Raw genomic sequence first — 21,110 nt, 5'->3', positions numbered from 1 at the left:
CTGTCAGGGGCGGAGTAAGTTCCCTTAACCGGTTAAGAATCGCCGGTGCATCATCCTTGTGGTGGGGATGACGGCGCCCGTGGTGGTCGGTCACCGCACCGCCCGGGCGCCGCCCGTCCGTTCGGTCCTTCCCCGCGGGTCAGGGCCGTATTAACGTGTCCGACCATGGTGATCTATCGACGGGTCGGTGCCGCGCTGGTGGCGGCGACCGTCACGCTCTCGCTCGGTGTCACCCCCGCGTCCGCCACCGGCCGCGGTCACGGCGGCGCCGGGACGCCGGGCGCTCCGGGTGCCGGCGACGGCTACTTCCCGGCCGCCGGCAACGGCGGGTACGACGTCCTCCACTACGGACTCGAGATCCGCTACGAGCCGACCAGCCGGGCTTTCGCCGGGATCGCCACGATCAGCGCCCGGGCCACCGAGCGGCTCTCCCGGTTCAACCTGGACCTGCGCGACTTCGAGGTGCGCTCGGTGACCGTCGACGGCCGGCCGGCCCGGTACGACCGGGACGGCCAGGAGCTGCGGATCTCGCCGAAGTACGGCCTGTCCCGGGGCGAGCGGTTCACCGTGCTGGTCCGGTACGACGGCACCACCGGCCGGCCGACCGACATCGAGGGCGCGCTCTACGGCTGGGTCTCCACCCCGGACGGCTCCTTCGTGGCGAACGAGCCGGACGGCGCCCCCACCTGGTATCCGGTCAACGACCACCCGACCGACAAGGCCAGCTACGACTTCCGGATCACGGTTCCGGCCGGCAAGACCGCGGTCGCCAACGGCGAACTCGTCGAGCAGCGGACCAGGAACGGCTGGACGACCTTCGTCTGGCGGGCCCGCGACCCGATGGCCAGCTACCTCTCCACCGCCTCGGTCGGCGACTACGACCTGCGGCGCAGCACGGGTCCGCGTCGACTGCCGATCATCGACGCGGTCGACCGGGACCTCGGCCCGGACGCCGCCGACGGGCTGGCCCGGACCAGGGAGATGATCGAGTACTTCTCCGACCTGTTCGGCCGGTACCCGTTCACCTCCTACGGGGCGATCGTCGACGACGACTCCGACGCCGGGTACGCGCTGGAGACGCAGACCCGGCCGATCTACTCCGGACCGCCCGGCGAGGGTACGGTGGCGCACGAGCTGGCCCACCAGTGGTACGGCAACAGCGTCAGCCCGGCCCGCTGGCAGGAGATCTGGCTGAACGAGGGGTTCGCCAGCTACGCCGAGTGGCTCTGGGAGGAGCACACCGGCGGGCGTACCGCGCAGGCCCGGTTCGACACCAACTACGCCCGGCCGGAGACGGCGAGCTTCTGGAACCCGCCGCCCGGTGATCCGGGCGCCACGAACCTCTTCGCCGGCTCGGTCTACACCAAGGGCGCGATGACGCTGCACGCGCTGCGTACGAAGATCGGCGACCGGGCCTTCTTCGCGCTGCTCCGCACCTGGTACGCGGCGAACCGCGACGACACGGCGACCACCGCCGACCTCGTCCGGCTCGCCGAGAAGGTGAGCGGGCGGCAGCTCGACGCCTTCTTCCAGACCTGGCTCTACACCCCGGGCAAGCCCACCGCCTGGTGACGGGCTGTGCCGACCCCTCCGCCCGGCACCGGGCGGAGGGGTTACTTAACCGGTTGCGTTAACCGGTTCATCGGCCTACCCTGATCCGTGCCGCCGCAGGGAGTCGGGCGGTAACTGTCGGGCTGCAGTTACCGATCCCCTCACTTCTGTCCCCGTCCCGGGGCCCTCCCTGAGGTAGGTCATGAAAAGACGAATCTTCGCCGTCGGATCGGCGCTGCTCGCGCTCGTCGCCGCCGCGGCCGTCTCGCTGTTCGTGGTGGCCCCGCCGGCACAGGCGGCGGCCGGCTTCACGGTCAGCGGCGGCCGGCTCATCGACGCCCGCGGCAACGAGTTCATCATGCGCGGCGTCAGCCACGCGCACACCTGGTACGCCAGCCAAACCGGTTCATTCGCCAACATCAAATCCCTGGGTGCGAACACCGTACGGGTGGTGCTGAGCAGCGGTGCCCGGTGGACCCAGAACAGCGCCAGCGACGTCGCCAACGTCATCTCGCTGTGCAAGGCCAACCGGCTGATCTGCGTACTGGAGGTGCACGACACCACCGGGTACGGAGAGGAGGGCGCGGCGATCACCCTCGACCAGGCGGTCAGCTACTGGATCAGCGTCCAGAGCGCGCTGGCCGGCCAGGAGAACTACGTCATCCTCAACATCGGCAACGAGCCGTTCGGCAACAACGAGAGCGTCAGCGCGACCTGGCCGACCGCCACCCGCAACGCGATCACCCGGCTGCGCAACGCCGGCTTCGACCACACCATCATGGTCGACGCGCCGATGTGGGGTCAGGACTGGCGCTTCATCATGCGGGACAACGCGCAGAGCGTCTTCAACTCCGACCCGGACCGGAACACCGTCTTCTCGATCCACATGTACGGCGTCTTCGACACCGCCGCCGAGATCACCGACTACCTCGGCCGGTTCCGCAGCGCCAACCTGCCGATCGTGGTGGGGGAGTTCGGGCACAACCACTCGGACGGCAACCCGGACGAGGACACCATCATGTCGTACGCCCAGCAGAACGGGATCGGCTACATCGGCTGGTCGTGGAGCGGCAACGGGGGTGGCGTCGAATACCTCGACATGGTCACCAACTTCGACCCGAGCCAGTTGACCTCGTGGGGGCAGCGGATCTTCAACGGGGCGAACGGGATCCGGCAGACCGCCCGGGAGGCGACCGTCTACAGCGGTGGCAACCCGACGACCCGTCCGCCGACCGGCACCCCGACCACCCGCCCGCCGACGACCACCCCGCCGGCCGGTACCCGGGGCTGCACCGCCACGTACGCCATCACCGGGCAGTGGCAGGGCGGCTTCCAGGGCGACGTCCGGGTCACCGCCGGCAGCGCCGCGATCAGCGGCTGGACCGTCACCTGGACCTTCGCCAACGGGCAGCAGGTCAACCAGTCGTGGAACGCGACCGTCACCAGCAGCGGGTCGACAGTGACCGCGCGGAACGTCTCGCACAACGGCAGCCTCGCCGCCGGGGCCAGTACCGCGTTCGGGTTCATCGGGACCTGGAACGGCACCAACAGCGCGCCCGCGCTGAGCTGCGCCGCCGGCTGACCGCTCGGTTCCCGGGTGGCCGGGTCCGCGCGCTGCGGACCCGGCCACCGCCGGTGCGGGGTATGCCGGCTCAGACCGACACGCGCTGGAGCCGTTCGCAGACGATCGTCACGGTTTCCATCAGCACCTCGCCGGCACCCGCCCGCACCGCGCCGATCTCCAGCTTCGACGGCCAGGCGTGCTCCAGGTGGTAGCGGGCCACCGGCGTGCCGTCGGTGGCGTACATGACCAGGGAGCCGTTCCGGGCGGCCCCGGGGTCGCCGGAGATCGCCAGCGCCTGCCAGTTCCACAGTTCCAGCGAGCTGTTCTTGCCGCGTTTCAGGACCAGGGTCGCCGGCTTCGCCTTGCCGGGAAGTCTCCTCGTCCCGGCCTCCCGGCCGGTCGACTCCAGCTCGGCCGGGAGCACCTCGCTGCTGATCCCGGAAAGCTCCGAGAAGGCCGCGATCTCGACGCCGTCGATCTGGAGCGAGTACCGTGCGGCGCTCAGCGCCTTGTCGGGCTGTGCGGATTTCGGGGTGATCGACATCGGCCTCTCCCGTCGGATGGTGGCACCGATGCCGGGTGACCGGCCGGGCTGGCGCGGTCACCGGCGGATGCAGGATACGCCGCAACCACGCGTCGTTCAGTCGGCAACTACTCAGCGCATCCGAGCGAGATGTCGGCGTGCGCGGCGGGATCGTCAGGTTGAGCACCGTCCCGCACGTCCGGTGCGTCCGGACGGGACGGTCAGCTCCGGCCGGGCAGCCGGGGCAGTACCTCGGTGGCCACCTCGGCGAGGATCGCCTCGTCCCCGGCGTACCAGCTCGACTCGCGCGGCCAGTGCGTGACGACGTCGGTGAAGCCCAGCTCGGCGGCCCGGCCGACGGCCTCGGTGAAGTGTCCGACACTGGACAGCGAGAAGACCGGCGCCGAGTCCAGCGAGAGATAGCGGTCCAGACTGCCGGGATCTCGTCCGGCGGCGGCGAGGATCCCGTCCATCCGGCCGGCGAGGTCGGCGACGGATCGCCACCACGACGCCAGGTCGTCGCCGTCCCGGACGCCGGTGGTTACCCAGCCCTGGCCGTACCGGGCGGCGAGCCGCAGCGAGCGGGGCCCGTTCGCGGCGACGACGAACGGCACCCGGGGCTGCTGGACACAGCCGGGATTGCTCCGCGCGTCGACCGCCGCGTAGTAGTCGCCCCGCCAGTTCACCCCGTCCTCCCGGAGCAGCAGGTCGAGCAGTTCGGTGAACTCGGTGAACCGGTCGACCCGGAGCCGTGGCGAGAGCGTCTCCGCACCGAGTACGGCCGAGTCGAACCCGATCCCGCCGGCGCCGAGCCCGAGCAGCAGCCGGCCGTCCGAGACGTCGTCCAGCGCGGTGATCTGGCGGGTGAAGTGCACCGGGTGCCGGAAGTTGGGCGAGGCGACCAGGGTGCCCAACCGGATCCGGGAGGTGACCATCGCGGCCGAGGTCAGCGTGCCCATCGCGTCGAACCACGGCCCGTCGACCAGGTCACGCCAGCCGAGGTGGTCGTACGTCCAGGCGTGGTCGAAGCCCCACTCCTCGGCCTGGCGCCACCGGCGCTCGGCCACGGACCACCGCTGGTCGGGAAGGATCACGATGCCCACGCGCATGATCCCAGAGCTTACGTCCCCGCGCCGCCGCCGGGCCGCCCGCGCCGTGCGGCGGCACATCGGCGTGAACGGCAGGCGTCGGCCGAGCCGAATTCGTGTCCGGGCAGGTCACCCGAACTGATGACGGGCGAACGCTCCCAGCCACCTCACAGCTACGGTGAATACTGTCACCGGAGTGGCGTGTTGATCCATCGTGGAAAATGCGCGCTGACACACCCGCGGCACCTATCCGCCGTAAACAGGAGTATCTCTATGGTCTTCAAGAAGATGTTGAGCGCCCTCGGCGTCGGCGGTCCGAGCGTGGACACCGTGCTGACGAACCCGAACACCCGGCCCGGCCTGGTGCTCGACGGGCAGGTGAACCTGCGCGGCGGGGATTCCGCGGCCGACATCGAGCAGGTCACCGTCGCACTGGTCACCCGGGTCGAGATGGAGGCCGGGGACAGCGAGTACGCCGGCACCATGGAGTTCTACCGGCTCCCGGTCAGTGGTGCGATGCGCCTGGAAGCCAAGCAGGAAATCGCGATCCCGTTCCAGCTCCCGATGCCCTGGGAGACCCCGATCACCGACGTCTACGGTCAACGGCTGCGCGGCATGACGATGGGGCTGCGTACCGAGCTGGCGGTGGCCCGGGCGGTGGACAAGGGCGACCTGGACGCCCTCGCGGTGCACCCGCTGCCGGTGCACGAGAAGATCCTGGAGGCGTTCGCCCAGCTCGGCTTCCAGTTCAAGAGCGCGGACCTGGAGCGCGGACACATCTACGGCGTACAGCAGACGCTGCCGTTCTACCAGGAGATCGAGTTCTTCGCCGCTCCGCAGTACGCACACGCGATCCGTGAGGTCGAGCTGACCTTCGTCACCAACCAGCACGGCGTGGACGTCATCATCGAGTGCGACAAGCGCGGCGGGATGTTCAGCGGTGGGCAGGACACCGTCGGCCGCTACACCGCCGAGCACGCCGGGGTCGACCAGGTCGACTGGCGGCAGCGGGTCGAGGGCTGGCTGGCCCAGACGGTGCAGAGCTACGGCCGGCACGGCGGGATGGGACATCACGGACGTCCCGGCAAGCAGGGGCACCACGGCGGGCACGGCATGGGCGGCATGGTCGCCGGTGCCGGACTCGGTCTGGCCGGGGGCATGATCGCCGGCGAGATGCTGGAGGACGCCTTCGAGGGCGACTTCGGCGAGTAGCGGGCAAAAGGTCGCGGTCCCCGCCGTCTCCGGCGGGGACCGCGACCCCCGTGGCAGGTCGCCACTGCTCGGGACACTCCGCTGCGCCCGACGTGTCAGGCGCCGGCAGCGTCGTTACCTGTTCGCCCGATCGGCCCGTCGCCAGGCGCTACCAAGCTTCGCCAGACCACGGCTACCCAGGTAGGCGATGGTCAGCAGGGTGATGAAGAACCACGCGTTGTCCGCGCGGAACACGTCCACACCAACCGAGTTCCGACCGACCAACTCGGAGGCGAGCAGAACGCCACCCACCGCGGCCAGGTAGATATACAACTCGGTCGTCTTGTATGCCGGCTTGGTCTCGCTACCCGGGTTGCGCCGTGCCGGCTCGTCCATCCGGCGCTGCATCTCCGACAGGGTCTGCTGTATCTGCTGGTTGGAGATGTTCTGGGCACCCATCTCCCGGGTCGGTGCCGACTGCATGTCCGTCACCTGCTGGCCCATCGGCTGCCTGGACGGGGTCTGCGTGCTCATCTTTTCCTCCTCGGATTCGATGAGATCTCTTCCGACCGCCCCCGGTCACGGCACCGCCGCGCCGGTGGCACCCGTTGGCTACCCGACCGGCCCTGCCACAAACAGCCGCTGACCAGTCGACTACCGGCCCCCGGGCCGCTCGGGGCGGCCGGTGGCGTTTGCCGACCCGGGCACCGGGGACACCCCGGACAACGACAACTCGGCGAGGTGGTGGACGTGCGCGGCGAGGACGAACGGCGGGAGTCGGCACGGCGGACCGAAGACCGGATGGGGCGCGGCAAGTACGGGCCCGGCGCGATGGAGGAGGTCACCCTCCCGGTCGACGAGGGGCGCGAGGCGCACGAACGCGACATCGAGGACCCGGCGGACCGGGCGCGGGATCCGGACGTACTGCGCAACGGCGGTCCGACCCGGAACCGGGGGGTGAGCACCACCACCGGTACGGACCGGCGGGCCGGACCGGCGAACGTACGGCGCCAACCCCGCCGACCGGGCGGAAAGGTGGCACCCACCACCACCGGGGACGCGACGACCGGCGGGACCAACCCGTCGGCGGCCGGGTCGACCAGCGACGCCTCCGGACAGGCCCGGCAGATCGGCAACTTCACCGACAAGTGAACGGCGGGCGGCCCGCAACGGCGAGCGGGCCCGACCTTTCTCAACCTCCCCTTGCGGTCGGTGGACCGCAAGGTCGGACGCGGTGCGTGCGCGCCGCGCGGTTCGGGTTGAAAAAGGTTCAGTGACCCGGCCGCCGCGCCGGGCTCAGTCGACCCGGAGGATGCCCAGCCGCTGGGTCGCCCGGGTGAGCGCGACGTAGAGGTCGCTGCGCCCACGGGGGGACTCGGCGACGATCCGGTCCGGGTCGACCACCAGGACCGAGTCGAACTCCAGCCCCTTGGCCTGGGCGACGGTCAGCAGCACCACCTGGCTGGTCAGTTCCGGGTCGTCGCCGAGCGCCACCTCGGGCTCCGCCTCGGTGGCCGCCCGACCCAACTCGTCGACCAGCCCGGCCGGCACGATCACCCCGACCCGGCCCGTACCGACACCGGCCGCCTCGGCCCGGATCGCCTCGACCAGCCGCCCGGCCAGCTCGGCGGCATGCACCCGGGAGTCCCAGGGCTGCTCGCCGGTGTCGCGTACCGCCCGGGGAGGGGTCAGCGCCGGGTCGATCTCGGCGAGCACCTTGGCGGCGACCGCCAGGATCTCCGACGGCGTACGGTAGCTGACCGTCAGCTCCTCCAGCCGCCACCGGTCGCCGACGTACGGCTCCAGCACCGGCCACCAGGACGACGCGCCGGCCAGCGCCCCGGTCTGGGCGACGTCGCCGACCAGGGTCATCGAGCGGCTCGGGCAGCGGCGCATCAGCACCCGCCAGGCCATCGGGGAGAGCTCCTGCGCCTCGTCCACGATCACGTGCCCGAAGGCCCAGCTCCGGTCCGCCGCCGCCCGCTCGGCGGTGCTCAACTGGTCCCCGTCGGTCTGCCGTTCGGCCAGCCGGTCGGCGACGAGCAGGTCGGTGACGTCCAGCATCCCGTCCTCGGCCTCGGGCTCGTCCTCGAAGTCGATCGACTTGGAACCGGCAGCGATCTCCAACACGCCCTCGGCGTACTCGATCTCGGCCTGGCGCTGCCGGGCGGCGCGGGCCTGGGCCGCCCGGTCGTCCTCACCCAGCAGCTCCGCCGCCTCGTCCAGCAGCGGTACGTCGGCCGGGCTCCAGCCGCCCCACGGCTCGCGCCGCAGCGCCGCCCGCTCGGCCTCGTCGAGGTTCGCCGCGGCGACCGCGAGCCGCTGCTCCGAGGCGAACAGCCCGGCCACCACCTGCTGCGGGGTGAGGACCGGCCAGAGCCAGTCCAGCACCGCCTGCACCTCGGGCTCGGCCCGCAGCTCGCGCCGGAACTCGGCGAGGTCGGCCTCGTCGAGCAGGTTCTCCCCGCCCAGCGGGTCGGCGCCGAGCCGCTCGGCGAGCTGGTCGGCGAGGGCGTGGATGATCTCGATGTCGAAGAGCGGCCGGGCCAGGTTGTGCGGCCGGTCGGTGCGGCGGACCCGCTCCCGGGCGGCGGCGACGGTGGCCGGATCCAGCACCAGGCTGTCCCGCTCGATGCTGATCTCGATCGGCTCGTCCGGTACCCGCTGCCGGTCCCGGATCGCGGCGGCCAGCACCTCGACCATGTCGAGCCGGCCCTTGAGTTCGGCCACCTCCGCCGGCTCGGCGCGGGTCGCGGTGATCCCGGGGAAGAGTTCGCCGACGGTACGCAGCAGCACGCCGGTCTCGGCGAGCGTCGGCAGCACCTGCGAGATGTAGCGCAGGAAGGTCGGGTTCGGGCCCACCAGCAGCACGCCCCGGGTGGAGAGGATCTGCCGGTGCGTGTAGAGCAGGTACGCGGCCCGGTGCAGCGCCACCGCCGTCTTCCCGGTACCGGGGCCGCCCTGCACCACCAGCACCCCGTCGAGGTCGGCCCGGATCACCCGGTCCTGCTCGGCCTGGATCGTCCGGACGATGTCGGTCATCCGGCCGGTACGGCTGGCGTTGACCGCCGCCAGCAGCGCCGCCTCGCCGGTCAACCCGCCCCGGTCGCCGGCCTGCCCGGCGGTGTTCAGGTCCAGCACCTCGTCGTCGAGGCCGACCACCTCGCGGTCCCGGGTCCGGATGTGCCGGCGCCGGCGTACCCCGTCCGGGGCGGCTGCGGTGGCGAGATAGAACGGTCGGGCCGCCGGAGCGCGCCAGTCCAGCAGCACCGGTTCGTAATCGCCGTCGCCGTCGAATATGCCGATCCGGCCGATGTAGCGGCGGGTGCCGTCGTCGAGGTCCAGCCGACCGAAACAGAGGCCCTGCTCGACCGCGCCGAGCCGGTCGATCTGCTCGGCGTACATCCGTACCGTGCCGTCGCGCTGTGAGCGCTCCTGCTGGGTGCCGCCGGCGTTGCCCAGCGCGGTGCGCAGTCGCCGGGTGGCCTGGGTGCGCAGTTCGTCGAGGCGCCCGTAGAGCATGGAGACGTACCGCTGCTCGCCGGGAAGATCGTCCTCGGTGGGCTCGGTGGGCTCGGTGGGCCGGGGCCGCCCGCCCGGCACCGACCCGTCGGCGCGGGAGGGCGCGGCAGGTCCGATCGACTCGTCGACCGGCTCGTCGAGACGCTGGTCGGCCGAAACACCGGATTGCTTTGACAAACCGTCTCCCCATTGTTAGAATTTGCGCAGGACGGCATTGTGCCGTTCTTTTTTATTTCTGAACTGAGAAACGATAGCGCGTTTCTTCGCCGGCATCCATCAGCCGCACCATCCTCCGGATTACACCGGTCTTCGGCGGCGTCGTTCAGGCGGGCGGGAGCCGATCGAGCGGCCCGAGGAAGCTGGCCGGGCGTCAGTCGCCCACGACTCCGGTCCGGCTCAGCCGGTCACGTCGCGGCCGCCGAACCGCGCCCATGCTGCGGTGAGGAACACCACCGCGTACCCGGCCGCCGAGAGCAGGCCGGGGCGGAGCGCGTCGACCGAGACCGGATCCCGGAGCAGTTCGACGAAGGCCGGCCAGTGGTGGGTCAGCAGGTACGGGTGCAGCCAGTCGAGCTGCGGGATGCTGTCCAGGACGAAGCTGGTCACCGCGAGCATCGTGGTGGCGATCGTGGCACCCATCGGCTGCTCGGTGAGGGTGGAGACGAAGAGCCCGACCGCGCCCAGTGCGCAGAGCCCGATCGTCAGATAGGCACAGACGCCGAGCAACCGCAGCAGCCCCTCGGCCAGGCTCACCTGGCTGCCGGAGAGCAGCGTCACCGGCCCGCCCCCGAACAGCGCCAGCCCGGCGGCCAGGCCGACCGCCGCGACCAGCAGGGTCACCGTGGCCGCGAAGACGACGACGGCGCCGTACTTGACGGTGAGCAGCCGGGTACGCCCGACCGGTACGGTCAGCAGATAGCGCAGGGTGCCGAGGTTGGCCTCGCCGGCCACGCTGTCCCCGGAGATCGCCGCCACCGCGATCGGCAGGAACAGCCCGAGTTCCGCGCCGAGGGCGGCCAGCGCCACGAAGAACCCGTTCCCGCTGATCGCCGAGAAGAAGCCCGGATCGCGTCCGGCCTCGGTGGGACCGTCGGTGACCCGCATCGCGATCGCGATGATCAATGGTACGGCGGCCAGCGCCGCCATCCCGGCCTGGTTGCGCCGACGACCGAAGACCAGCCGCAGTTCGGAGCGGAAGAACCTGGCCCGGCCCGCGCGGAGGGAACGCCGGCCCGGGCGCCTCGTCCCGGCCGGATCCGGCACCATCCCGCCCGGCACGGCACCCGGGCCAGGCACTACTCCGCCGCCCGCCCCGGACGGTGCCTCAACCGCTGACATCGCGACCCTCCCGGACCGGCGGCCCGGACCCCCCGGCCAGCATCGGCGCGTCAACCGCTGACATCGAAGCCCTCCCCGGTCAGCGAGACGAAGAGTTCCTCCAGGTCCGGGGCGTCCACCGCGAACCCGCGTACCGGTACGGCGGCGTGCACCAGGGCGGCCACCACCTTCTCCGGCGGCACCGGCCCGAGCACGGCGCTGACCTCCCGGGACGCCTCGGTGATCTCGGTGAGGCCCAGTTCGCGCAGCACCTGGGCGGCCGCGACCGGACGGTCGGTCGTCACCCGGGCCCGGGGTGTGGCCGCGGCCCGCAACTCGGCCAGCGGTGCCTGGGCGACCAGCCGCCCCTGGTGCATCACACCCACGTCGGTGCAGACCTGCTCCACCTCGGCGAGCAGGTGGGTGGAGAGCAGCACGGTAGCGCCCTCGGCGGCCAGCGTGCCGACCAGCGCCCGGACCTCCCGGGTGCCCTGCGGGTCGAGCCCGTTGGTCGGTTCGTCCAGGAGCAACAGATCCCGGGGGACCAGCAGGGTCGCGGCCAGCGCCAACCGCTGCCGCATGCCCAACGAGTACGCGCGGTAGCGCTTGCTTGCCGCCGCCGTCAGCCCGACCCGGTCCAGTGCGGCGCCGATCCGTGCCGTGGAGGTGCCCGGATCGGCGGTCCGGTCCGCCGCGTCCAGCCGGCGCAGGTTCTCGGCGCCCGACAGGTACGGGTGGAATGCCGGTCCCTCCACCAGCGCCCCGATCCGGGGCAGTACCTCTGCCGCCCCGTCGGGCATCCGCCGGCCAAGCAGCGTGTGCCCGCCCGAGGTCGGCCGGACCAGGCCGAGCAGCATCCGGATGGTGGTGGTCTTGCCGGAGCCGTTCGGGCCGAGGAAGCCGTAGACGGCGCCACGCGGAACCGCCAGGTCGACGGCGTGCACCGCGACCTGGCGGCCGAACCGCTTGGTCAGTCCCGCGCTCTGGATCGCTAACTCCGGCACCGGCCGGCCCCTCCGCCCCAGATCACCACGCCGCCGAACGAGTGCCCTCCCGGCACGGCGCCGAACGAGTGCCCTCCCGGCACGGCGCCGAACGAGTGCCCTCCCGGCACGGCGCCGGACGAGTGCCCTCCCGGCACGGCACCGGACGAGCGCCCTCCCGCCACGGCACCGGACGAGCGCCCTCCCGCCGCCACCGCGCCGGACGAGGGCGCCGCCCGGAAGCCGCTCACCTGGTGCTCTGCGCGACTTCGTAGAGCCGTTCCGGCTTCACCGCGCCGACGAACACCCGGCCGTCGTCGGTGAGCAGGGCGCTGAAGAGCTTGCCGGTGACGAGCCGGCCGCTGCCCCACTCGCCGCTCACCTCGGGCAGTCCACCCAGCAGGCCCCGGAGCAGGTCGGCCTCCGCGCCGTCGGTCTCCGCCCCTGCGGTCCCGGCGAGCTGCGGAACCTTCGCGACCAGTACGCTCGTCCATCCGCTGCCGACCACCGTCGGCCGCTCCAGCCCGGCCGGTCGGCCCTCCGGACGGCCCTCCGGACGGGTCGCCTCGGTCACCACCGCGCCGGGCGGCGGGTTGAAGGCGAACTGGGCCGGGTCCGGGCGCTCGAAGTCGACCTGGGTGAACGCCACCTCGAAGGCCGGCTTGCTGGTGCCCTCCGGCACGACCTGGAAGCGCAGCGGTACGTGCTCGGCGGCGTCGATCGCGATCGTGATCTGGCCCACCAGCGAGGTGGCGTCACGGGGTTCGAGCACCAGTTCGTACGCGTCCCGGCCGGCGATCGAGGCTGACCGTCCGACGCTGACCTCGGTACTCGGATCCACGGCCGCCAACGCCTGCTCGGCGGCCTCCTGCGGCGTGATCGGCAGGTGGTCGGGCCGGGCGGTCGGGCCGGAGCGGTCCAGGGTGGCGTGCTCGGCCTTGTTGGCCTGGCTGTCCCAGATCCAGACGTCCTTGCCGTTGCGGATCACGTCGGTCTCGCCGAGCGTGCCGAGCAGCGCGACCCGGGTCTGGTCCGGGCCGGCGTGCCAGACCCGCAGGGTGTGCGTACCGGAGACCAGCGAGGTCAGCTCGGCGCTGCCTCGTCCGCCGATGCCGGGCAGGCTCGGCAGTCCGAGGTCGGCGCGCTTGATCACCGTGCCGGAGAGACCGTCCAGGCGGGCGGTCTGCAGGTCGACGAGGAGTTGGGCGGCACTGCGCTCGGGCAGGTTCGGCTCGGCGGCCGAGGCGAAGGTGCCGACCGCCGCACCTCCGCCGAGAATTGCCAGGGCTGCCCCGGTCGGGACCAGCCACCGCAGCGCGGGCCGGGATTGCAAAACCGACATGTTCGTACCTCCTGGTGTCCATCCTGCGCCCGTTGCGCTGTGAAACCACTGAGAACCGCTGTGGCCTCACTCAGCCGGGTGTGGTTGCCCGGGGTCGGGGATGGCACGCTTGTCCGGTGCGGTTGCTGGTGGTGGAGGACGAGGCCCGACTGGCCACGGCGTTGCAGCGCGGGCTCCAGGCCGAGGGCTTCGTCGTCGACGTGGCCGCCAGCGGGCCGGAGGGGCTCGACCTGGCCCGGCACGGCGGATACGACGCGATGATCCTGGACGTGATGCTGCCCGGGCTCTCCGGCTACCGGGTGGTGCGGCAGTTGCGGGCCGAGAAGCACTGGCTGCCCGTGCTCATGCTCTCCGCCAAGGACGGCGAGTACGACCAGGCCGACGGGCTGGACTGCGGGGCCGACGACTACCTGACCAAGCCCTTCTCCTACGTGGTGCTGCTGGCCCGGCTGCGCGCACTGCTCCGCCGGGGTGCGCCGCGCCGCCCGGTGGTGCTGGTCGCCGGTGACCTGACTCTGGATCCGGCCCGCCGCCGGGTCACCCGGGACGGGGTCGAGGTGGAACTCACCGCCCGGGAGTACGCCCTGCTGGAATACCTGCTCCGCCGGGCCGGTGAGGTGGTCTCCAAGACGGAACTGTTGGACCACGTCTGGGACGCGAGTCTGCGTACCGCGCCGAACGCCGTCGAGGTCTACGTCGGCTACCTGCGCCGCAAGATCGGCCGGGACCGGTTGGAGACGATCCGGGGGGCCGGCTACCGGCTGGTGACATGACCCGGGCCGAGCGAGGTCACCGCAGGGCCGGGATCGGGGTGCCGGCCGGGGCGGTCGGCCGGCCGGGGCGGGCAGCGGTCGGGACCGGTGGGCCGCCATGATCCGACTCAAGGGGCGGTTCGGGCGGCGCGCCTGGCGACGGCCGTGGCTGACGCTGAGCCTGCGGGCCCGACTCACCATCATCAGCGCGGCGGGTCTCGCCGCCGGTCTCGCCGTCGGCGGGCTGGTGTTGATCGGCGCGCTCGGCTACGCGCTCCAGCGCACCGTCGACACCGAGGCGCTGAGGACCGCCGAGGCGGTGGCCCGGCTCGCCGGCCAGAACGCGTTGCCGGACCCGCTTCCGGTCGCCGGGGGCCAGGTACGCGTACAGGTGCTCGACGGGCAGGGCCGGATCCGGGCCGCCTCGATCGACGCCGACCGGCTGGTTCCGATGCTCTACCCCGACGAACTGCGGCGGTTCCAGGCCGGGGAGCGGGACCGGTTCTACCTGCCCGGCCGGCGGCTCGGCCTGGACGGCCCGATCCGGGTGGTGGCGGTACCCGCCGGGCCGGCCGCCGACCCGCAGACCGTGCTGGTGGCCAAGTCCACCGCAGACGTACGGCACAGCGTGACCGTGGTCCGCAGCATCCTGCTGGTCAGCTTTCCGCTGCTCCTGGTCGCCTTGGCCGCGGTCGCCTGGCGGGTGGTCGGCGCCACGCTGCGCCCGGTCGAGACGCTGCGGGCGGGTGCCGAGGAGATCACCGGCGGGGCCCGGCCGGGCAGGTTGCCGCTGCCCGCCTCGCACGACGAGATCCACCGGCTGGCGGTGACCCTGAACGGGATGCTGGGCCGGCTGGAGTCGGCCCGGTCCCGGCAGCGTGCCTTCGTCGCCGACGCCGCGCACGAGCTGCGCAGCCCGCTGGCCAACATGCGGACCCAGCTCGAGGTCGCGCAGCGGCTCGGCCCGGCGACGGAGTGGCCGGCGGTCGCCGACGACCTGCTCGCCGACACCCAGCGGCTCAGCCGGCTCGTCGACGATCTGCTGCTGCTCGCCCGCTTCGACGAGGCGGCCGCCCGGCCACCCCGGGCCGCCGAGCCGGTCGAGCTGGGGGAGTTGCTGACCGAGGTCGCCGAGCGGTACCCGGCGCCGCCGTTGCGGGTGGTGGCACCGAGATTTCCGCTCTGGGTGCTGGCCGAGCCGGACGCACTGACCCGGATCCTGGGCAACCTGCTGGACAACGCGCTCCGGTACACCACCAGTGAGGTGGTGCTGGAGGCCGGGCCCGGCGGCTGGACCGGTCCGGCGTACCACCTGCTGACCGTGACCGACGACGGGCCCGGAATCCCGGCCGGGGACCGGGACCGGGTCTTCGACCGGTTCACCCGGCTGGACGACGCCCGGGCCCGGGACGCGGGCGGCGCCGGCCTCGGCCTGGCCATCGTCCGGGAACTGGTACGCCGCCAGGGCGGCACGGTGACCCTCGGCGACGCCGGACCCGGACTGCGGGTCGAGGTACGCCTGCCGGCCGAGCGCCCGGTCCCGGACGGCCACGACGAGCGGGTACCGCCGCAGCCGGTGGCCGGAGGTCAGCGCGCCGACGGCGACCTGTCGGGCCGGTCGGTGCAGACCGGATCGGCCTCGCCGACGACGCTCTCGGAATAGACGACCGCGACCGAGAAGCAGTAGTTGCCCTGCGTCTGGAGGCCGTACACCACGTATCCGGTGGAGCCGGCCGGCAGTTCCTGGAACGGCCGGAGTTCCTGACCGGCCCGCCCGCCGGCCAGCACCACCAGACCCTTGGCACCGTTCGGATAGCTCCAGCCCAGCGTCACGCTGCTCCGGTTGTCGGCCAGGGTCACCGCGCCGGGCGGGGTGCCGGGGGAGGCGGGCGGCGGTGTGCTCGGCGGCGCGGCCGGAGCGCTGGTCGCCGGCCCGGGCGCCGGTGACTCCGGCTCGTCGTCCCCGGTCAGCCCGAACCCCAGCACCACGGCGGCGGTGCCGAGCAGGACCAGCACCACCAGGCCGGCGACGACCGCGGTCGACAGCCGCCGACCAGCGGGCGGCGGCCGGTGGATCCGGACCGGCAACCGGGACGACCGCCGCTCCGGCAGGTGCCGGACCTCGGGTACGCCCCCGGTGTCGCCGAGGTCGACGGCGTGACCGTCCGGGAGTTCCGGGTGCGGCCGCTCGGCGACCGGGATGGAGCCGGAGCGGCTCTCCGGCCGCCACGGCTCGGCGGGGGCCGGCGTGGGGTGCCGCCCGGCCTCCGGGCCGTCGTCGCCGTCCCGCGTGCGGCGGGCCACGTCCGGCGGCCACCAGCCGTGCTCCGGATCGTCGTCCGCGTCGCCGGTCGGCCCGGCACCGGTGGCGAATCCGGATCCGGACCGGTTCGCCGCGTTCCGGGGTGGCGGGGCCGGCGGCCCGGCCGGCGGCGGGGTGCCCCACCGGGGCGGGGGTTCGACGAGCGGTGCGGGCGGCAGCCGGGGCGGCGGCACCTGCGGGGTGTCGGTGCCGGCTCCGGCGGACCGGGGCGGCGGAGGCGGAAAGCGCAGCGGTGGCAACTCGTCGCGGGGTGGCAGCTCGGCGTCCGGCGGGTGCTCCCCGCCGTCCGGAAACCCGGCAGGCCCGTCCTGGTACGGCTGGTCGTGCCGCCCGGGCCGCTGACCGGGCGCGGCCGGGTACGGCGACACCGCTCCGAGCGGCGGCGACGCCGGTCCGGCGGGCCGCGCCGGTGCGGCGGCGGGTGGCGGCGGTACCGCCGGGTACGACGGTTCCGCGTGCTGCGGGCCGCCGTGCTGCGGATATTCGCCGTGCTGCGGACGATGTGCGTGCTGTCCGTACCCGGCGTGCTCCGAGTGCTCGGCGTACGGCGCCGGCTCGGCGTGCCGAGGCTCCGGGTGCCACGGCACGGCGTACTCCGGGGCGCCCGTCGGGCCGGTCGGCGGGTGCGGCTCGTCCTCGGACTCCGGCCCGGAATCGGCGCAGACGTGGTCGGGATCGGCCGCCGCCCGAGCGAGCGCCGCGACCTGGGCCGCCAGCGGATGGTCGGCCGGCAGGTGCTCCCGGCACAACTCCCGGGCCAGGGCCAGGTGCTCGTGCGCCCGGGTGAAGAGTCCACAGTCGCGCTGCATCGCGCCCAGCCGGGCGAGCATCCGGATCCCGCCCGGGTGTCCGTCGCCGTAGACCTCCCGGTGCAGTTCCCAGGCGTCCTCCAGCCGGTTCCGGGCCAGCGTGCACTCGCCCTGGGCGTACTCGACGGTGGCCAGGTCGGCGTGTGCGGCGAGTACCCGCAGCGACTCCGGGCCGTCGTTGGCGGTGAGTTCGATGATCACGTCCCGGTACAGCCGGGCGGCCCGGGCGTGGCTGCCGACCCGGTGCAGTACGGCGGCGAGGGTGGCTGCGGTCGCCACGGTCCGTTGGTCGGCGGCGCCGTAGAGCCGGGTGGTCGCGGAGTAGGCGAACGCGGCCCAGCCCCGGGCGGCGTGCGGGTCGCCGAGCGCCACCAGCACCCGGGCCTGGAGGCCGGCCGCCTCGGCCAACTCGGCGGAGGCGTGTCCGGGGCTCGGGTCGGCGGCGTCCAGCGGCGGGCCGAGCAGGTTCCGGGCCCCGGCCAGGTCACCGGCTGCCACGAGCGCGTTCGCCTGCTGGGTGAGTTCACCGAAGCCGGAAGCCACGCCCCATCGTGCTCGCCCGGCGACGTTCAGTACAAGAGGGCAGGTGCGGGCAGTTTCGTCGTCATCTCGGGCATCCGCCGCGGCGACTACGGTGGAGCCATGGCGATCCACCGGCTCAACCACGCCGTACTGTTCGTTCGCGACCTCGCCCGCAGCGTCGCCTTCTACCGGGACGTCCTCGGCTTCCGGCAGGTGCCGATGACACCGGAGGGGTTCGACGGCGCTGCCTTCCTCCAGGCGCCCGACTCCACCAACGACCACGACCTCGGCCTGTTCGAGGTGGGTGCCGCCGCCGGCCCGTCCGGTGCCGGCCGTACCACGGTCGGGCTCTACCACCTGGCCTGGGAGGTGGACACCCTGGACGAGTTGTCGGCGATCGCCGGCCGGCTCTCCGAGGCGGGCGCGTTGGCTGGCAGCTCCGACCACGGCAGCACCAAGAGCCTCTACGGCAGGGACCCGGACGGGCTGGAGTTCGAGGTGGTGTGGCTGGTCCCGGGCGACCGGCTCGACGAGCAGACCCTCGCCGCGCGCCGCCGGATCTCCCGGCTCGACCTCGACCGGGAGAAGCAGCGGTACGGCGGACAGACCCGGGGCGGCGTCGGCGTCTCCGTCCCGTCCTGACCGGTACCGGGCGGCGGCGGCCGGGCCGGGCGGTCAGCGGCACCACACCGTCGAGGCTCCGTCCTGACCGGCATCGGCCGGCTGCGGCCGGGCCGGGACGACCGCCGAGGTGACACGGGCGGGTCGGGCAGGGTACAACCGCAGCATGTCCACCGACCCGATCGGCGCCGTCAAGCGGGAACTGCTGGTACGCCAGCTCGACTCCTGGGTGCCGGCCGCGCTGCACCGGTCCCGGCGGGCCACCTTCGCGCAGGGGTACCCCGGAGCGGACGGTGGTGCCGCGGACGCCGCGCTGCGGGTCTTCGGTGAGTTCGCCGACCTGCTGCGCGGGCGGCGGATGGCGGCGCTGACCCTCGCCAGGGCCGGTGACCAGGACCTCGCGGCACGCCACGCGGCGGCCCAGTCGGAGCTGCCCGCCGGGCTGGCCGCGCACCTGGTGCCGGGCGGTGTCGACCGGTTGCCGGTGGCACTGCGAGCGGCCGCCGCGAACGGCGCTCCCGTCTTCGCCTACCTGGACGCCACCGGCGGTCCCGAGCCGGACCCGGAGGTCCTCGCGGCGGTGGCCGGTGGCCGGCCGGCCGAGCTGTTGCTGGTGCTCGATCCGCCGGTCTGGTCCGGGGCGGACCACCGGCGTCGACTGGCCGAGGCCGGGCTGCCGCTGGTGACCGAGGTGGAGTTGGTCGCCGACGCCGGCGCCGAGGTGCTGGTCTTCGCCACTGCCGCCGGCAAGCGGCTGGACGCCTTCAAGAACGCGCTGTGGGCGGTGGACGAGTACGCCGGGGTGCGCTACCGGGATCCCGGCGACCCGGAGGGGCACCTGCTGGACATCTCGCTGAGCCCGCACCCGGGGCCGCTGCGGCGGGAACTCCTGGCCCGGCTCGCGTCGGTCGGCGCCGCGTCCGTCACCGAGCTGCGCCAGTTCACCGCCGAGCGGACGGTCTACCGGCCGGCGGACACCAACCGGGTGCTCACCGCGTTGCTGGCCGCCGGGCTGGTGAGCCGGGAACCCGAGGCGGGCCGGCTCGGCGGCGACGTCACCATCACCGCCACACCGTCAGGCTGAGCACGTAACAGGGCTGAGCACGTAACAGGGCCTGAGCACGTAACAGGGCTGAGCACGTAACAGGGACGCCGACGGCCTTGCCGGCATCCCTGTCCGTCACCGCTTCCTCAGGACCGTGACTTGTCCTGCTTCCAGGACAGCGGGCCGGGCAGGTCGACCCGGTGCGCGCGGGCCCGGGAGTTCCACGACCAGCGACCGATCCTGATACTCCACGACGAGAAGCCGTTCTCGGTGAAGTTGAGGATCAACGGACCGATCTTCTTGCGCTTACGGAACATCAGACCCACGGCCATGCTCCCTTCGGGACAACTGCTCTCTTCTGGGGTTGCCAGGAAGTTCCCGTCACGGATGTCCGGCAAACGTGCGGCCGGCACCGGCGGCGGCCGCCGACGTTCCGCAAGGGACGGTCCGGGACGGCCGGCGCCGCCCGGCCCTCAGCGCGGCTGCCAGGCGTCCGGCCGGGTGGTCAGCTTGCGTACGTGCGCCGGCATCCGGCCGCTGATCAGCTCGGCGAGACTCACCTCGTCGACCACGTCCCGTACCGCCGCCCGGACGGCCACCCAGAGCCGGGGCAGGTTCTCGGCCGCGCCGTCGTACCGGGTCTGCTCGGGGCGCAGCCCGCGAATGCCGGCGAGGGGACCGTCCACGGCACGCAGGATCATGCCGACGGTCACCTCCCGGGGCGACCGGGCCAGGGTGTAGCCGCCCTCCGCACCCCGCTGGGCCTTGACGATCCCGGCCCGGCGCAGGTCGGCGAGGACCGCCTCCAGGAACTTCCGGGGCAGGTCCTGCTCGGTGGCGAGCGCCTGGGCGGACATCAGCGCCGGGTACGCCGCCGCGAGACCGAGTCCGGCCCGTACCGCGTAGTCACCGCGCGCCGAGATCTGCACGCCTCCATCATCCACGGTCGCGGTGGCCGGCCGACGGCGGCGGGCCGATGACGGTGCAGTGGTGCGGGGGCGGCGGCGGTCAGCCCTGGACGGCGGGGCTCCGGCCGGGCAGGCCGGCCCGGAAGGCGCCGGGACTGCGTCCGACCTCCCGCTGGAAGAACCGGCCGAAGTTGGTCGGCTCCGGAAAGCCGAGCCGGCGGCCGACCTCGGCCACCGACAGGTCGGTCGCGGCGAGCAGCCGCCGGGCCTCCAGCGCCACCCGCTCGTCGATCACCTGCTTGGCGCTGCGGCCGGTGGCTGCCAGGCAGGCCCGGGTCAGGGTACGCACCGAGCAGTCCAGCCGGCCGGCGTAGTCCTCGACCCGCCGGGTCTGCCCGTACGAGCGCTCGACCTCGTGCCGCAGCCGCCAGAAGGTGCCGGTCGGGTCCGTACCGTCCGGGGCGCCGCCGTTGCGGGTGTGTGGCGGGGCCGGCACCGCAGCGGGGTCGGCCGGGTCGCGCGGCAGCAGGGCCAGCCGCAGCAGCAGTACGGCGAGTTGGTGCCGCAGCAGGTCGGTGGCGAGGGCGCCGCCCCGGTGCCGCTGGCAGTCCACCACCAGTTGACTGACCTCGTTGATCACCGCGTCCTCGTCCTCACCGGCGAGTTGCCAGAAGCCGGCGGCGAACGGCGGGCCGATCGGCGAGACGTCCAGATCGCGCATGGTCTGCGGGGTCCAGCAGACCATCACCGCGTCGAGTCCGCCCTGCCCGCCGTGCTGGACGACCTGCCCGGGCCGCACCCAGAGCAGCGATCCCGGCCGGCACGGGTACGTCCGGAAGTCGATTTCCTGCGTACCGTGTCCGACGGTGACCAGGATGAGCAGGTGCCGATCGACCAGCAGCGGTCCTTGACGGGACGGATCGAAGAAGTAGTCGCGCAGGGTGAGGGTGCGGATACCGGCCCAGCCGGACTGGGCCGGCACCGCGCCCGGATCACCGGGAAGCTGACCGAATCGGACCATCACCTGCGACGTTAGCCGCCGCCGGCCC

19 protein-coding genes are annotated in these 21,110 nt (G+C 73.1%); 8 read left to right on the top strand and 11 right to left on the bottom strand.

What is annotated here, in order from left to right:
• The first annotated feature begins 165 nt into the window (after window positions 1–165).
• Both ACQEVC_RS40380 and ACQEVC_RS40375 read left to right on the top strand, forming a co-directional pair.
• On the top strand, window positions 166–1,572 hold the full coding sequence (locus ACQEVC_RS40380; protein WP_432888955.1) for a M1 family metallopeptidase: 1,407 nt from the start codon (window positions 166–168) through the stop codon (window positions 1,570–1,572).
• A gap of 181 nt (window positions 1,573–1,753) precedes the next feature.
• Window positions 1,754–3,133, top strand: coding sequence for a cellulase family glycosylhydrolase (locus ACQEVC_RS40375; RefSeq protein WP_432888953.1), 1,380 nt, complete (start codon window positions 1,754–1,756; stop codon window positions 3,131–3,133).
• A 70-nt stretch (window positions 3,134–3,203) separates the two neighbouring features.
• Here the strand turns inward: ACQEVC_RS40375 and ACQEVC_RS40370 are convergent, their stop codons facing one another.
• A complete protein-coding gene (locus ACQEVC_RS40370) occupies window positions 3,204–3,659 on the bottom strand; it encodes a phage tail protein (protein ID WP_432888951.1) in 456 nt (151 codons plus the stop codon).
• Between the two features lie 200 nt (window positions 3,660–3,859).
• Window positions 3,860–4,747 (bottom strand): LLM class flavin-dependent oxidoreductase, encoded by an 888-nt coding sequence (locus ACQEVC_RS40365; protein WP_432888949.1) that lies wholly within the window; start codon window positions 4,745–4,747, stop codon window positions 3,860–3,862.
• A 252-nt stretch (window positions 4,748–4,999) separates the two neighbouring features.
• Between ACQEVC_RS40365 and ACQEVC_RS40360 the strand changes: the two genes are divergently transcribed.
• The gene (locus tag ACQEVC_RS40360) at window positions 5,000–5,938 is read left to right on the top strand and encodes a sporulation protein (protein WP_432888947.1); all 939 of its coding nucleotides are present in this window, start codon (window positions 5,000–5,002) and stop codon (window positions 5,936–5,938) included.
• 114 nt (window positions 5,939–6,052) lie between these two features.
• On the opposite strand, the gene ACQEVC_RS40355 is transcribed toward ACQEVC_RS40360, so the two are convergent.
• Window positions 6,053–6,451: a hypothetical protein gene (locus ACQEVC_RS40355; protein WP_432888945.1), complete on the bottom strand. Its 399-nt coding sequence runs from the start codon at window positions 6,449–6,451 to the stop codon at window positions 6,053–6,055.
• Between the two features lie 216 nt (window positions 6,452–6,667).
• Between ACQEVC_RS40355 and ACQEVC_RS40350 the strand changes: the two genes are divergently transcribed.
• A complete protein-coding gene (locus ACQEVC_RS40350) occupies window positions 6,668–7,069 on the top strand; it encodes a hypothetical protein (protein WP_318402239.1) in 402 nt (133 codons plus the stop codon).
• A gap of 144 nt (window positions 7,070–7,213) precedes the next feature.
• Here ACQEVC_RS40350 and ACQEVC_RS40345 read toward each other — a convergent pair whose 3' ends face one another.
• From ACQEVC_RS40345 to ACQEVC_RS40330, 4 genes are all read right to left on the bottom strand, one after another.
• Window positions 7,214–9,439, bottom strand: coding sequence for a HelD family protein (locus tag ACQEVC_RS40345; protein ID WP_432891992.1), 2,226 nt, complete (start codon window positions 9,437–9,439; stop codon window positions 7,214–7,216).
• A gap of 396 nt (window positions 9,440–9,835) precedes the next feature.
• The gene (locus ACQEVC_RS40340) at window positions 9,836–10,777 is read right to left on the bottom strand and encodes an ABC transporter permease (RefSeq protein ID WP_432888942.1); all 942 of its coding nucleotides are present in this window, start codon (window positions 10,775–10,777) and stop codon (window positions 9,836–9,838) included.
• A 50-nt stretch (window positions 10,778–10,827) separates the two neighbouring features.
• The gene (locus tag ACQEVC_RS40335; protein ID WP_432888940.1) at window positions 10,828–11,760 is read right to left on the bottom strand and encodes an ABC transporter ATP-binding protein; all 933 of its coding nucleotides are present in this window, start codon (window positions 11,758–11,760) and stop codon (window positions 10,828–10,830) included.
• 226 nt (window positions 11,761–11,986) lie between these two features.
• Entirely contained in the window at window positions 11,987–13,081 is a 1,095-nt protein-coding gene (locus ACQEVC_RS40330; protein ID WP_432888938.1) for a LolA family protein, read from the bottom strand.
• A 116-nt stretch (window positions 13,082–13,197) separates the two neighbouring features.
• Here ACQEVC_RS40330 and ACQEVC_RS40325 point away from each other — a divergent pair, with 116 nt between their 5' ends.
• Both ACQEVC_RS40325 and ACQEVC_RS40320 read left to right on the top strand, forming a co-directional pair.
• Window positions 13,198–13,854, top strand: a complete 657-nt coding sequence (locus tag ACQEVC_RS40325; RefSeq protein WP_432888936.1) for a response regulator transcription factor — start codon at window positions 13,198–13,200, stop codon at window positions 13,852–13,854.
• Window positions 13,855–13,951: 97 nt separating this feature from the next.
• Complete coding sequence (locus ACQEVC_RS40320) at window positions 13,952–15,496, top strand: HAMP domain-containing sensor histidine kinase (RefSeq protein ID WP_432888934.1); 1,545 nt, start codon at window positions 13,952–13,954, stop codon at window positions 15,494–15,496.
• On the opposite strand, the gene ACQEVC_RS40315 is transcribed toward ACQEVC_RS40320, so the two are convergent.
• Window positions 15,421–17,508, bottom strand: coding sequence for a tetratricopeptide repeat protein (locus ACQEVC_RS40315; RefSeq protein ID WP_432888932.1), 2,088 nt, complete (start codon window positions 17,506–17,508; stop codon window positions 15,421–15,423). The genes ACQEVC_RS40320 and ACQEVC_RS40315 overlap by 76 nt on opposite strands.
• 99 nt (window positions 17,509–17,607) lie before the next feature.
• Between ACQEVC_RS40315 and ACQEVC_RS40310 the strand changes: the two genes are divergently transcribed.
• Window positions 17,608–18,129: a VOC family protein gene (locus ACQEVC_RS40310; protein WP_318402251.1), complete on the top strand. Its 522-nt coding sequence runs from the start codon at window positions 17,608–17,610 to the stop codon at window positions 18,127–18,129.
• A gap of 145 nt (window positions 18,130–18,274) precedes the next feature.
• Window positions 18,275–19,192 carry a hypothetical protein gene (locus ACQEVC_RS40305; RefSeq protein ID WP_432888930.1) on the top strand — a complete coding sequence of 306 codons (918 nt, stop codon included), beginning with the start codon at window positions 18,275–18,277 and terminating at the stop codon, window positions 19,190–19,192.
• Between the two features lie 107 nt (window positions 19,193–19,299).
• On the opposite strand, the gene ACQEVC_RS40300 is transcribed toward ACQEVC_RS40305, so the two are convergent.
• The 3 genes from ACQEVC_RS40300 to ACQEVC_RS40290 all read right to left on the bottom strand — a co-directional run bounded on the left by ACQEVC_RS40300 (window position 19,300) and on the right by ACQEVC_RS40290 (window position 21,082).
• Complete coding sequence (locus ACQEVC_RS40300; RefSeq protein ID WP_346261403.1) at window positions 19,300–19,479, bottom strand: DUF4236 domain-containing protein; 180 nt, start codon at window positions 19,477–19,479, stop codon at window positions 19,300–19,302.
• 147 nt (window positions 19,480–19,626) lie between these two features.
• Window positions 19,627–20,082: an RrF2 family transcriptional regulator gene (locus ACQEVC_RS40295; RefSeq protein ID WP_432888927.1), complete on the bottom strand. Its 456-nt coding sequence runs from the start codon at window positions 20,080–20,082 to the stop codon at window positions 19,627–19,629.
• Window positions 20,083–20,161: 79 nt separating this feature from the next.
• Complete coding sequence (locus ACQEVC_RS40290; RefSeq protein ID WP_432888925.1) at window positions 20,162–21,082, bottom strand: AraC family transcriptional regulator; 921 nt, start codon at window positions 21,080–21,082, stop codon at window positions 20,162–20,164.
• Between the last annotated feature and the right edge of the window lie 28 nt (window positions 21,083–21,110).

It is taken from the genome of Plantactinospora sp. CA-294935 (assembly GCF_050936445.1).
Lineage (GTDB): Bacteria > Actinomycetota > Actinomycetes > Mycobacteriales > Micromonosporaceae > Plantactinospora.
The sequence above is the reverse complement of the archived record's forward strand: the minus strand, read 5'-3'. Positions and strand labels throughout refer to the sequence as shown.